This is a genomic window from Azonexus sp. (genome assembly GCF_030824335.1).
Classification (GTDB): Bacteria; Pseudomonadota; Gammaproteobacteria; order Burkholderiales; family Rhodocyclaceae; genus Azonexus.
Genome location: NZ_JAVBXX010000003.1, coordinates 219,188 through 231,805, shown reverse-complemented (window position 1 = coordinate 231,805; position 12,618 = coordinate 219,188). Strand labels below are relative to the sequence as shown.

General features: G+C 57.3%; 15 protein-coding genes. 12 read left to right on the top strand and 3 right to left on the bottom strand.

Features of this window, described 5'->3' with window-relative positions; translation table 11 throughout:
• The first annotated feature begins 81 nt into the window (after positions 1 to 81).
• The 4 genes from RCI20_RS01005 to RCI20_RS00990 all read left to right on the top strand — a co-directional run bounded on the left by RCI20_RS01005 (position 82) and on the right by RCI20_RS00990 (position 3,666).
• On the top strand, positions 82 to 1,338 hold the full coding sequence (locus tag RCI20_RS01005) for a nitronate monooxygenase (protein ID WP_306602691.1): 1,257 nt from the start codon (positions 82 to 84) through the stop codon (positions 1,336 to 1,338).
• A 169-nt stretch (positions 1,339 to 1,507) separates the two neighbouring features.
• Positions 1,508 to 2,677 (top strand): hypothetical protein, encoded by a 1,170-nt coding sequence (locus tag RCI20_RS01000; protein ID WP_306602600.1) that lies wholly within the window; start codon positions 1,508 to 1,510, stop codon positions 2,675 to 2,677.
• Positions 2,678 to 2,681: 4 nt separating this feature from the next.
• Positions 2,682 to 3,113, top strand: a complete 432-nt coding sequence (locus tag RCI20_RS00995; RefSeq protein WP_306602599.1) for a hypothetical protein — start codon at positions 2,682 to 2,684, stop codon at positions 3,111 to 3,113.
• Between the two features lie 112 nt (positions 3,114 to 3,225).
• A complete protein-coding gene (locus RCI20_RS00990; protein ID WP_306602598.1) occupies positions 3,226 to 3,666 on the top strand; it encodes a cyclic nucleotide-binding/CBS domain-containing protein in 441 nt (146 codons plus the stop codon).
• On the opposite strand, the gene RCI20_RS00985 is transcribed toward RCI20_RS00990, so the two are convergent.
• Both RCI20_RS00985 and RCI20_RS00980 read right to left on the bottom strand, forming a co-directional pair.
• Complete coding sequence (locus RCI20_RS00985) at positions 3,660 to 4,379, bottom strand: tRNA pseudouridine(65) synthase TruC (RefSeq protein WP_373691448.1); 720 nt, start codon at positions 4,377 to 4,379, stop codon at positions 3,660 to 3,662. The genes RCI20_RS00990 and RCI20_RS00985 overlap by 7 nt on opposite strands.
• Before the next feature lie 61 nt (positions 4,380 to 4,440).
• Complete coding sequence (locus tag RCI20_RS00980) at positions 4,441 to 5,424, bottom strand: CoA ester lyase (protein ID WP_306602597.1); 984 nt, start codon at positions 5,422 to 5,424, stop codon at positions 4,441 to 4,443.
• Between RCI20_RS00980 and RCI20_RS00975 the strand changes: the two genes are divergently transcribed.
• Positions 5,356 to 5,502: a hypothetical protein gene (locus tag RCI20_RS00975; RefSeq protein WP_306602694.1), complete on the top strand. Its 147-nt coding sequence runs from the start codon at positions 5,356 to 5,358 to the stop codon at positions 5,500 to 5,502. The genes RCI20_RS00980 and RCI20_RS00975 overlap by 69 nt on opposite strands.
• Before the next feature lie 56 nt (positions 5,503 to 5,558).
• Here the strand turns inward: RCI20_RS00975 and RCI20_RS00970 are convergent, their stop codons facing one another.
• Positions 5,559 to 6,551, bottom strand: coding sequence for a malate dehydrogenase (locus RCI20_RS00970; RefSeq protein ID WP_306602595.1), 993 nt, complete (start codon positions 6,549 to 6,551; stop codon positions 5,559 to 5,561).
• A gap of 182 nt (positions 6,552 to 6,733) precedes the next feature.
• Between RCI20_RS00970 and RCI20_RS00965 the strand changes: the two genes are divergently transcribed.
• From RCI20_RS00965 to gltA, 7 genes are all read left to right on the top strand, one after another.
• Positions 6,734 to 7,507, top strand: coding sequence for a GntR family transcriptional regulator (locus tag RCI20_RS00965; RefSeq protein WP_306602594.1), 774 nt, complete (start codon positions 6,734 to 6,736; stop codon positions 7,505 to 7,507).
• Between the two features lie 137 nt (positions 7,508 to 7,644).
• Positions 7,645 to 8,034: a succinate dehydrogenase, cytochrome b556 subunit gene (sdhC, locus tag RCI20_RS00960; protein WP_306602593.1), complete on the top strand. Its 390-nt coding sequence runs from the start codon at positions 7,645 to 7,647 to the stop codon at positions 8,032 to 8,034.
• Positions 8,031 to 8,378: a succinate dehydrogenase, hydrophobic membrane anchor protein gene (sdhD, locus tag RCI20_RS00955; RefSeq protein ID WP_306602592.1), complete on the top strand. Its 348-nt coding sequence runs from the start codon at positions 8,031 to 8,033 to the stop codon at positions 8,376 to 8,378. The genes sdhC and sdhD overlap by 4 nt, the downstream gene beginning before the upstream one ends.
• Complete coding sequence (sdhA, locus tag RCI20_RS00950) at positions 8,348 to 10,165, top strand: succinate dehydrogenase flavoprotein subunit (protein ID WP_306602591.1); 1,818 nt, start codon at positions 8,348 to 8,350, stop codon at positions 10,163 to 10,165. Before sdhD ends, sdhA begins: the two co-directional genes overlap by 31 nt.
• Positions 10,166 to 10,177: 12 nt before the next feature.
• The gene (locus RCI20_RS00945; protein WP_306602590.1) at positions 10,178 to 10,888 is read left to right on the top strand and encodes a succinate dehydrogenase iron-sulfur subunit; all 711 of its coding nucleotides are present in this window, start codon (positions 10,178 to 10,180) and stop codon (positions 10,886 to 10,888) included.
• A complete protein-coding gene (locus RCI20_RS00940; protein ID WP_306602589.1) occupies positions 10,888 to 11,154 on the top strand; it encodes a succinate dehydrogenase assembly factor 2 in 267 nt (88 codons plus the stop codon). The genes RCI20_RS00945 and RCI20_RS00940 overlap by 1 nt, the downstream gene beginning before the upstream one ends.
• A 64-nt stretch (positions 11,155 to 11,218) precedes the next feature.
• A complete protein-coding gene (gene gltA / locus RCI20_RS00935; RefSeq protein ID WP_306602588.1) occupies positions 11,219 to 12,517 on the top strand; it encodes a citrate synthase in 1,299 nt (432 codons plus the stop codon).
• Positions 12,518 to 12,618 lie beyond the last annotated feature (101 nt).

The following is a 12,618-nucleotide window of genomic DNA, read 5'->3' as shown; positions in this document are numbered from 1 at the left end:
AGGGGGGACATTGGCGTAAAATCGCAGGCTTGGCTGGACAAGGAGTGAGACTGTGGTCCGGCTGATTTCCTAAGGATAATGATGAAGCGCGTGGATGATTTTCGCTTGCGTCTGGGCAAGCATGAGCTGGTTCCGATCATGATTGGTGGCATGGGCGTCGATATTTCGACAGCCGATCTGGCATTGGAGGCCGCACGGCTCGGGGGGGTCGGGCATATTTCGGATGCGATGATCAATACCGTTTCCGACCGCCGTTACGAGACCAAGCACGTCAAGGAAAAGCTTGCGCTGTACAAGTACAACGTTCTCAACGAGGACAAATCGTCAGTCAAGTTCAATCTTGGCCGCCTCGAAGAGGCCACCCGGCTGCACGTCGAAGCAACGATGGCGCGCAAGCAGGGTAGCGGCATGGTGTTCATCAACTGCATGGAAAAGCTGACGATGAACGCGCCGCGCGAAACCCTCAAGGTTCGCATGTCGGCTGCGCTGGATGCCGGGATTGATGGCATTACGCTGGCCGCCGGCCTGCACCTCGGTTCCTTCGGCTTGATCGAGGATCACCCGCGTTTCCGCGATGCCAAACTGGGCATCATCGTTTCCTCTGTTCGTGCGCTGCAGTTGTTCCTGAAGAAAAGTGCGCGGACCAACCGTCTGCCTGATTTCATCGTTGTCGAAGGTCCGCTGGCTGGTGGCCACCTGGGTTTCGGCATGGATTGGGCGCAGTACGATCTGGCCACCATCGTGGCCGAAGTGATGCAGTTCCTGAAAACCGAGCAGCTCGATATTCCGGTCATCCCGGCCGGTGGCATCTTCACCGGCACAGACGCGGCACAATTTCTCGAAGCCGGTGCTGCTGCCGTACAAGTGGCAACGCGCTTTACCGTGGCCAGCGAATGCGGTCTGCCGGACGAAGCCAAGCAGGAATACTTCAAGGCCAGCGAAGACGATATCGAGGTCAACCAGATTTCGCCCACCGGCTACCCGATGCGCATGATCAAGTCCAGCCCCGGTATTGGCGACGGTATCCGTCCGAATTGCGAGGCGTATGGTTACCTGCTCGACGCCAACGGCAAGTGCGCCTACATCTCGTCGTACAACCGTGAAGTGGCCCTGCACCCGGAAGCGCGCAAGGTCAAGGTGATGGACAAGACCTGTCTGTGCACGCACATGCGCAACTTTGAAATCTGGACTTGCGGCCAACTGACTTATCGTCTCAAGGATACGACCAACAAACTGGGTGACGGTAGCTACCAGATGCTCAGTGCGGAACATATCTTCAAGGATTATCAGTTCAGTACGGAGCAAAAAATTGCCTTGCCGGAGATCCTTCAGGGCTGAGGTTCACTCCTGCCATCTTGCGGTCGACAGGCCGCAGGAGCGGCTTTTTGAAATGCAAACACCCCGACGCAGCGTCGGGGTTCTTGATTCAACGCCAGGCATGCCTTCTACTCCCCGTTGTGCCAGACATTCCTTAGCCGGATGGCTCGGATGTCTTTTTCCTGCTTTGTTGGTCGGCCTGTTTTTTTCTGCGCAGGCGTTGGCCGATGCCGATCCGTCATTCTCCGTGCAGGGATTCGGGACGCTGGGGGCGGTGCGCAGCGATACGGATGATGTGGAATTCGTCCGCGATCTTTCGCAGGCGAGGGGCGCCACGAACGAATGGACCGCCAAGACGGACAGTGTTATCGGCCTGCAGGCCAATTGGCGGATCGCACCGAAATGGCAGGTCGTGGCGCAAGGGATCAGTCGCTACCGCTATGACCGCAGCTTCAAGCCGGAAATGGCTTGGGCCTTCGTCAAATATGAACCGGCGCCCAATCTCAGTTTGCGTGCCGGGCGTCTGGGGACCGAGTTTTTCATGCAGGCCGATTCGCGTTGGGTGGGATATTCCTTCCTGACCGTTCGCCCGCCTGGCGATTTTTTCTGGTATCTGCCTTTCTACAGCATTCATGGCGCAGATGTCGCATTGAGTGTTCCGGCCGGCGAGGGCATCGTTCGTGGCAAGGTTTTTTACGGATTGTCGCGCGGCAAGATACCGCTAGCCGATGAGCAGTGGGAAATCAAAGCCTCGCCGATGCAGGGCGGATACCTTGAGTATCAAGCGGGTGCCTGGCAACTGCGGGCAAGTTACGCCAATATCCGCTTCAAGCGCGATCTGCCGATTGCCCGCGTGCTCAAGCAGGAAAGCAACTATGATTTGACCGCCGATCAGCAGCGCTTCCTCGCCGCAAAAGGCACCAGAACGCATTATTACTCGCTGGGTGTGGTCTATGACCGAGGTCCTTGGCAGGCGCAACTGATGCTCAATCATATTCGGCAGGGCACCAGGACACTGGAAGATTCTGACGGTGGGTATGCACTGATCGGCTATCGCACGGGGCAAGTAACGCCCTACGTCGGTTATTCCTGGGTGCGCTCGAAAGCGCGGGAAAAACCGGTGACGGGTGACCCGCTGGCCGATGCGGTGACGGCTTATGTCATGCAGGATGCCCATTCGGAACAAAACACGCGCTTCCTCGGTATGCGCTGGGATGTGGCCCGCAATGTGGCGCTGAAGGCACAGTGGGACAGGGTGCAGGGAAGTTCTTCCTCGTTGTTCCCATATCGGCGGGATGATCGTCCGAACTGGGATGGCCGGATGGATGTGTTTTCTCTGAGCATGGATTTCGTTTTCTGATGCCATGAGCCGCCGATTTCTGCGACTTCTCCTGTTTTGCCTGGGCGGCCTTATCGCCGGACCGGCGCTGGCCGATCTGGTTGTGGTGGTCAACGCCCGCAGCGGTGTCGCCGCGATGACGCGTAGCGATGTAATCAATATTTTCTTTGGCCGAAACCGCCAGTTTTTCAATGGCCTGGAAGCCCTACCGGTTGATCTGGAAGATATGCATCCGCAGCGTGTGCAGTTTTACAAACAGTTGGTCGGCAAGGATTTGTCTGAAATCAATGCATACTGGTCGCGTCAGGTCTTTACCGGACGCATGCAGGCACCGCCGCGCTTGAGCTCCACCGATGAGGTCCTGAAATGGGTGGCGACCCGGCCCGGGGGGATCGGTTTTGTCGAGCTGTCGCGAGCCGATGCGCGGGTACGCGTGGTCTACGAACTGAAACCCTGATTTTTCGGGTATTGATTTGTCTCTCTGGGGTTTTTTTCTGTCCCTGTTGCGGTCGACCGCATAAAAACCCAATATATGCCTGCAGGACACACAACCTATAAGGAGACAAACCATGCCTAGAAGGATGATTCGCGACATTATTGCTGCGCGGCCCCTGATTACCGCAACTCAGGAGATGACCGTGCGAGCTGCTTGCCGCTTGATGGCAGAGAACAAAATCGGTGCTTTGCTGATTATCAAAGGGGCTGCGATTACCGGTATTTTTACCGAGCGCGATGTGCTGAACAAGGTGGTTGCTCCATCTCTTGATCCGGATAGCACGCCGCTGTCTCAGGTCATGGTGGCCAACCCGCTGACGATTCGTGCTGGCAAACCGTTGGCCCATGCGCTGCAGATGATGGCCGAAGGCGGCTTCCGGCATGTTCCGGTGGTTGACGATGATGGCGTTCCAGTCGGCATGGTTTCAGCGCGCGATGCGCTGGGGCAGGACATGGTCGATCTGGAAAACGACCTGAAGCGGATGGAAATGCTGGAAAACTCGATCGGTTATTGATCGGGCGACCAGCCAAAACGCGTCAGCAGGCCGGCGAATTTGCCGGTCAGCGGCGCGTCGACCGCAAGATTCAGTTGCGTTACCGGATGGGTAAAGTTCAGGTGCGTACAGGCCAGTAGCAGGCGATGGCAATCGAGTTGTTCGGCAAAGAAGCGGTTATGTCGTCCTTTGCCATAAGTTGCATCGCCGATGATCGGGTGGGCGATGTGCTTGAGGTGACGGCGCAACTGATGCCGCCGGCCGGTGACGGGTTCCAGTTTGAGCAGGGCGTAACGACTGCTCGGATAGCGGTCGACCGCAAACGGCAATTCGATGCTGGCCAGCCGGCGATAGCGGGTCAGTGCCGGCTGCGCTTCCTGGCTGCTGTGTTCGCCCTGGAATTCATAGGCGTCGCGCTGGCGACTCAGCGCGTGGTCGATGCTGCCAGATAGCGGCGGATGGCCGCGCACGACGGCAAGGTAGCGTTTTTCCACGGTACCGGCCTCGAATTGTCGACCAAGCAGGCTGGCTATTTCCGGACTGAGGCCGAACAGCAGGACGCCGGAAGTGCCGCGATCCAGCCGGTGTGCCGGCCAGACTTTCTGGCCGATCTGATCACGCAGGATCTGGATGGCGAAGCGCGTTTCGTGACGGTCGATTTCCGAGCGATGGACCAGCAGGTTGGCCGGCTTGTCGATGACGACGATGTGCGCGTCTCGATACAGGATGGTCAGCGGCGCGTCGTCCGGCAAAAACGCTGGAATATTGCGGTCGACCGCAATATTTTCATCGAAATCAGGCAAAAAAGCGTTCCTTGGCCTGTGTCGGGATGTCCATGCCGGTAACGTGGGCGCGGTCGAGCAATTCCCAGTAATAGCGGTAGGAGGCGCGGTCGTGCAGTTTGCCGGCGTGCTGGATCGGTCCCCAGTCCTTGTCCTGTGCGGCGATCAGGATTTCGGCCGCAGCCTGGACTTCGGAAAAGTCCGGGCGCATCGCTTCGACGATGGGCACGATCTGGTTCGGATGGATGCTCCACATGCGCAGGTAGCCGAACTCGCTGCGGGCGCGCAGCGCGTCGTTGCGGATGTATTCGATGTCCTTCAGTTCGGTCGTCACGTTGTGTGCCGGGACGACACCACAGGCCAGCGCGGCGGCGCTGATCTCGCACTTTGCGCGGGCAACCAGCGGATGGTCGAACTGGCCGGGGCTCTTCATCGCACTGCCGGGAATCGCGCCGTGGTGACCGGAGACGAAATCCATCAGGCCGAAATCGAGCGACTCGACGCCGGGTAATGCGGCGATTTCCCAGACTTCGCGCAATGCGCCGTGGGTTTCGATCAGTACATGCACCGGAATTCTGCGGTCGACGCCGTATTTTTTCTCGATTTCGCGCAAAGCTTCGATCTGCACCTGAACATCGCTGGCGCAACAGGGTTTCGGTAGCGTGATGAATGGCAGGCGGCTACCGGCAATGCGAACGAGGATTTCCATGTCCTGCTGCCAGTGCGGATGTGTGATGTCATGCACGCGGGCACCGACCCGGTTGAACAGGTTGTCATCCGACATGATCACGGCAGCAGCCATTTCGGCGTGCTCGCGCTCGGCGCCGGCGTGGGCGCCATCTTCGCAATCGCAGGTGATGTCGAAGATCGGCCCGAGTTCTTTCTGCAATTGCAGCGCTTTCCGCATCAGCTTTTCCGAGCCGGCGTAATGGTCGACGGCTGGCAGGATGGGGAAGGGCTTTTCGCCGGCAAAGAGAATATTTCTGGGATGGCGCATGGCAGCAGTGGGGCGAAGAAAAATGAGTTTTTTGCGGTCGACCGTAAAAATGAAGCAAATTCCGGTCATCTGAAATGAAAAAGGCCGCGGTATTTTACCGCGGCCTTTTGAATCAGCTAAGTGCTGAAACTGGATTACAGCATGCTGGCAACAGCAGCGCGCTCGTCTTCCAGTTCCTTCAGGGTGATCGCGATCTTGCCCTTGGAGTATTCGTCGATTTCCAGGCCCTTGATCAGCGTGAAGGTGCCGTTCTTGCATTCGCAAGGCAGGCCGAAGACCAAGCCTTCCGGAATGCCGTAGCCGTTGTCGGCCGGTGCCGGGATACCCATCGTGACCCACTCGGTCGAGCCGAGGTGCCAGTCGCGGATGTGGTCGATGGCAGCGTTGGCGGCCGAAGCAGCGGACGACAGGCCACGGGCGTCGATGATGGCGGCGCCGCGCTTGCCGACGGTCGGCAGGAAGGTGTCGTTGTTCCAGGTGGCGTCGTTGATGATGTTCTTGACGTTGTCGCCGTTGGAGGTAACGAAGCGGTAGTCGGCGTACATCGACGGCGAATGGTTGCCCCAGACGACCAGTTGCTTCAGCGACGAGACCGGACGGCCGGCCTTCTGGGCCAGTTGGGTCAGCGCGCGGTTGTGGTCGAGACGCAGCATGCCGTGGTAGTTGTTCGGGTTGGTGCGGCCAACCTTGATCGCGGCAGAACGGGCGATGTAGGCGTTGGTGTTGCACGGGTTGCCGACGACCAGAACCTTGACGTCTTCCTTGGCGTTTTCAGCAATGGCCTTGCCCTGAACCGTGAAGATCGCGCCGTTGGCGGTCAGCAGGTCGGCACGTTCCATGCCGGGGCCGCGCGGACGGGCGCCAACCAGCAAGCAGACGTCGGCGTCCTTGAAGGCGACGTTCGGATCATCGGTAGCGACCATGCCGGCGAGCAGCGGGAAGGCGCAGTCGTCGAGTTCCATCATGACGCCCTGCACAGCCTTCTGGGCTTGCGGCAGGTCGAGCAATTGCAGAATGACCGGCTGGTCTTTGCCGAGCATTTCGCCGGAGGCAATGCGGAACAGCAGGCTATAACCGATCTGGCCGGCGGCGCCGGTAATTGCTACGCGCATGGGGGCTTTGGACATATGTCGCTCCTGGATTTAAACAGCGTGATTGAATTGTTCAATTTGGCTCGAATGCCGGCCATTTTTCTTGAGCTTGCGTCAGTCGGCACTGGAGACTGGAGATGTTAGAAGTTCGGCGTTTCGCTGTCAATTCATCATGTGTCTTATATAAGACAACTTTTCGTGGACGCTATTGGTGAAATATGCTGAAATCTCCCGCCATGAGCCGTGATCCAAATCGTCCTGCCGCGCGTGCAAGCGCACCAACCTTCAGCCCCCTCTATCGTCAGATCAAGGATTTTTTGATCGCCAGCCTCGAGCGAGGTGAGTGGGGGCCGGGTGATGCCATTCCCAGTGAGGGAGAGTTGGCACAGCGTTTCAATGTGAGTCAGGGGACCGTGCGCAAGGCGATCGACGAAATGGCCGCCGAGAACATGCTGGTTCGTCGGCAGGGCAAGGGAACATTTGTTTCCACACATAACGACCCGCGCTCGTTTTACCGTTTTTTGCGTTTGTTGCCAGATGATGGTGTGGCGGTTCCTTCTGTCAGCGACCCGTTCTTTTGCCAGCGTGTTGCTGCCTCGGCGGAGGTTGCGTTGGCGCTGGGTTTGCAGCCGGGAGATCCGGTGGTGCATGTAAAGCGTCTGCTGCGCTTTGCCGGGGAGCCAGTGGTTTTTGATCAGATTTATTTGCTGGGCGATCTTTTTGATGGTTTGACCCTTGAGGCCCTGCGGGGTGGAGAGCGTTCGCTCTATAGTCTTTTTGAAAGCGATTTCGGCGTACGCATGATCAGTGCAGAGGAGCATTTGCGTGCCTTGGCTGCCGATGCCGAGAGCGCCAGTATGCTCGGCGTGGTGCCCGGCGAGCCTTTGTTGCTGGTGGAGCGTACTGCTTACACTTATGGCAACAAGCCGGTTGAGTGGCGTCGCGGTCTGTATTGCACAAGAAACCACTATTACAGAAACGATCTTGGCTAGCCGGGAATTTTGTTGGTCAGAATATCTTCAAAGCACGCCAGAAGGCGCTTTGTGGCCGGGTTTTAGCTGTATAATTATGGCTCTTTTCAAACCACGTACAAGCGGTAATCCGCACTCTTACGCGAGGGATGACGTTCATGGCAGAAATGTCCATTAAGAAGAAACGTCCAAAAAATTTGGACTTGACGACCATCAGGTTGCCATTGCCTGGCAAGGTTTCAATTCTGCATCGCGTGAGCGGTGCCGGCTTGTTTCTCTGCTTTCCGGTAATGCTCTGGCTCTTCGGTGCCAGCCTGGAGTCCCCTGAAAGCTTTGCTTCCTTCCAGTCGCTGGCCAGTATGTTGCCAGTAAAAGTGATTTTTGCCGGCCTGCTCTGGGCTTTTGTGCATCACTTTTGTGCTGGTATCCGCTTCCTGTTGCTTGATTTGCATGTCGGGATCGAGAAGGAAGCCGCTGGCAAGTCTGCGGCGGTTGTGTTTGCGGTCAGCATTCCGCTGACCCTGATCCTGTGGGGGGTTCTGCTGTGATCAACCGTATCGTTGTCGGTGCCCATTACGGCCTCAAGGACTGGATTGCGCAGCGTGCCACCGCCGTCATCATGGCTGTTTATTCGGTCTTGATTGCTGCGGTGTTGTTGATTGTGCGTCCGGGGACTTTTGATGCCTGGCAGGGGGTTTTTGCCAATGGTGTCATCAAGTTCTTCACCTTCCTGTTCTTCGTCAGCCTGTTCTATCACGCCTGGATTGGCGTGCGTGACATCTGGATGGACTACGTCAAGCCGACCGGTCTGCGCCTGACGCTGCACGTTGTCACCGTTTCCCTGTTGGTGGGTTACACCGCATGGGCTGCTGCGATTCTCTGGAGGCTGTAAGCGTGAGTATTCCTGTTCTCAAGTTTGATGCGGTTATCGTCGGTGCTGGTGGCGCCGGTCTGCGTTCCGCAATCCAATTGTCCGAAGCCGGCCTGAAAACCGCCGTGCTCTCCAAAGTTTTTCCTACCCGCTCGCACACGGTTGCGGCGCAGGGCGGTGTTGCTGCGTCCCTCGGTAATTCCGAGGAAGATCATTGGACGTGGCACATGTACGATACCGTCAAAGGTTCCGACTGGCTCGGTGACCAGGATGCGATCGAGTTCATGTGCAAGAAGGCCAACGAAGTGGTCGTCGAGCTCGAACACTACGGCATGCCGTTCGACCGTACCGATGACGGAAAAATCTATCAGCGTCCGTTCGGCGGCCACATGTCGAACTTTGGCGAAAAGCCGGTGCGTCGTTCCTGTGCTGCCGCTGACCGTACCGGTCACGCCATGTTGCACGCGATGTACCAGCGCAACGTCAAGGCCAACACCCAGTTCTTCGTTGAATGGATGGCGCTGGACCTGATCCGCGACGAAGAAGGTCATGTCCTCGGCGTTACCGCGATGGAAATGGAAACCGGCCAGGTCGTCATCTTCCACAGCCGGGCGACGATTTTCGCCACCGGCGGTGCCGGTCGTATTTTCTACTCTTCGACCAATGCCTTCATCAATACCGGTGACGGTCTGGGTATGGCGGCACGCGCTGGTATCCCGCTCGAAGATATGGAATTCTGGCAGTTCCACCCGACCGGCGTAGCCGGTGCCGGCGTGCTGATTACCGAAGGTGTGCGCGGCGAAGGCGGCATCCTGCGTAATTCCAGCAAGGAACGCTTCATGGAGCGCTACGCACCGAACGCCAAGGATCTGGCGTCGCGTGACGTGGTTTCACGCGCCATGGCCACTGAAATCAAGGAAGGTCGCGGTTGTGGTGTCAACAAGGACTACGTCCTGCTCGATATCACCCACCTCGACCCGGCCACCATTATGAAGCGCCTGCCGGGTATTCATGAAATCGGTATCCAGTTCGCTGGTGTCGATTGCCTGAAAGAGCCGCTGCCGGTCGTGCCGACCTGTCACTATCAGATGGGCGGTATTCCGACCCACTACTCCGGTCGTGTCGTGATGCCGCAGGGCGGTGACATGAATGCTGTCGTGCCGGGCTTCTACGCCGGTGGTGAATGTGCTTGTGCTTCGGTGCACGGTGCCAATCGCCTGGGTACCAACTCGCTGCTCGATCTGCTGGTCTTCGGCAAGTCGGCTGGTGATTCCGCTGTGGAAGACCTGAAGGCTGGCCGCGCACATCGCGAACTGCCGAAGGACGCTGCCGACAAGTCGCTGGCCCGTATCTCTGCCATCGACAACCGCAAGGGCGGTGCCAACGTGCACGAGACCCGTCTGGCCATGCAGCGCACGATGCAGGATCACGCTGGCGTGTTCCGTTTCGGCGACATGCTGAAGCAGGGCGTCGAAAAGATTCTCGAAGTCGAAAAGGCTGCCCGCGAGCTGGAAATCAAGGACAAGTCCATGGCCTGGAATACGGCCCGCACCGAAGCGCTCGAAATGGAAAACCTGATCGAAGTCGCCAAGGCCACGATGATTTCCGCCGAAGCCCGCAAGGAATCCCGCGGTGCGCACGTCCGTGACGATGCCCCGGATACCGCCGAGTTCCCGAATGGCCGTAACGACAAGGAATGGCTGAAGCATACGCTGTTCTCGCCGGTTGATAACTCGATCTGCTACAAGCCGGTGAACATGCAACCCCTGACCGTCGAGCCTGTCGCGCTCAAGACGCGCTCGTACTAATTGGAGTTGAAAATGAGCAAACGCATGGTTCAATTCAGCATCTATCGTTACGATCCGGACAAGGATGACGCGCCTTACATGCAGGACATCTCGGTCGAGCTCGAGCCGACTGACCGCAAGCTGCTGGATGCCCTGACCAAGTTGAAGGCCAAGGACGACACGCTGTCTTATCGCCGTTCCTGCCGTGAAGGCGTCTGTGGTTCGGATGCAATGAACATCAACGGCAAGAACGGTCTGGCCTGCCTGACCGACATCGACAGCCTGAAGCAGCCAATCGTGTTGCGTCCGCTGCCCGGTTTGCCAGTCATTCGCGACCTGATCGTCGATATGACGCAGTTCTTCAAGCAGTACCACTCGATCAAGCCCTACCTGATCAACAACGATCCGCTGCCGGAGCGCGAGCGCCTGCAGTCGCCGGAAGATCGTGAAGAACTGAATGGTCTTTACGAATGCATCCTGTGTGCCTGCTGTTCGACCTCCTGTCCGTCGTTCTGGTGGAATCCGGACAAGTTTGTCGGCCCGGCTGGTTTGCTGGCGGCTTACCGTTTCATCGCAGATACGCGCGATCAGGCGACCAACGAGCGTCTCGATAACCTCGAAGACCCGTATCGTCTGTTCCGTTGTCATAGCATCATGAACTGTGTTGACGTGTGCCCGAAGGGTTTGAACCCGACCAAGGCTATCGGCAAGATCAAGGACATGATGGTTCGTCGCGCCGTCTGATGGAACGCCAGGACTACGAACGCCTGCGCTGGCGTTGTATACGGCGTGCCTTGCTGGAACTCGACATCACCTTGACGCGTTTCCTGGATGATGGATTCGATCAATTGACCGAGGACGAGCAGGTGGCGTTCGTAGAACTGGTGGCATTGGAAGACCACGATCTTTGGTATCTGATCAGTGGCAAGGAAGAGTGCAATGATGACGAGGCGCACTTCGTGCCCATCGTCGAAAAATTACGTAAGTGTTCAGTAAGGTTGGCGAATTAACTTTGTAACGTTAACCGTTTTTTGGCAATGCAGTGATAACCAATACCTGTAAAGGGAAGAAAACATGACGACCGAACGCAAGGCAACATTGGCGATTGAAGGGCAAGCTCCCGTCGATTTTTCGATTATGTCCCCGACGCACGGCAACGACTGTGTCGATATTCGTACGCTGGGTGCTAAAACCGGCCTGTTCACCTACGATTCTGGCTTCCTGTCGACTGCCAGTTGCAAGTCCACCATCACCTTCATCGATGGTGACAAGGGTGAGCTGCTGTATCGCGGCTACCCCATTGAGCAGCTTGCCGAAAATTGCAACTTCCTTGAAGTGGCTTACCTGCTGAAGAACGGCGAACTGCCGAATGCTTCCCAAAAAACCAATTTTGAAACCACCATCAAGAATCACACGATGGTGCATGATCAACTGACCCGTTTCTTCAATGGTTTCCGTCGTGATGCGCATCCGATGGCTGTCATGGTCGGTGTTGTCGGTGCCCTGTCGGCGTTCTACCATGAAGCGATGGATTACTCCGATGCCGAGCATCGCAGCATCAGCTTCAATCGTCTGGTAGCCAAGCTGCCGACTATCGTCGCCATGGCCTACAAGTACAACAAGGGTCTGCCCTTCATGTACCCGGACAACAGCCTGGATTACACCGCCAACTTCATGCAGATGATGTTCGGTACGCCGTGCGAGAAGTACAAGCCGAACCCGGTTCTGGTCAATGCACTGGACACCATTTTCACGTTGCACGCCGATCACGAGCAGAACGCTTCCACCTCGACCGTCCGTCTGGCCGGTTCGTCGGGTGCCAATCCGTTCGCCTGCATCTCTGCCGGTATCGCCTGTCTGTGGGGCCCCGCGCACGGTGGTGCAAACGAAGCCTGCCTGCAGATGCTGGAAGAAATCGGCGACGTTTCGCGCGTCGGCGAGTACATCAAGCGTGCCAAGGACAAGAACGATTCCTTCAAGCTGATGGGCTTCGGTCACCGCGTTTACAAGAACTTCGATCCGCGCGCCAAGCTGATGCGCAAGGTGTGCAACGACGTTCTGGGCGAACTTGGCCTGGAAAATGATCGTCTGTTCAAGCTGGCAATGGAACTGGAAAAGATCGCTCTGGAAGATCCGTACTTCGTCGAGAAGAAGCTCTACCCGAATGTGGACTTCTACTCCGGCATCGTTCAGAAAGCCATCGGCATTCCGACCGAAATGTTCACCTGTATCTTCGCACTGGCCCGTACGGTCGGCTGGATGACGCAGTGGGAAGAAATGATTTCCGATCCCGAGTACAAGATCGGTCGTCCGCGCCAGCTTTACATGGGTGCAGCGAAACGCAATGTTGTACCGCTGGCTCAACGCGGCTAAGAGAAAATCTGGGCGGCCGTGGGGCCGCCCTTTTTTACATGCGGAGAATTGTCAGCTGCTTTCTGTGCTGACATGAAATAAATACCCTTGGTGGGGACGCC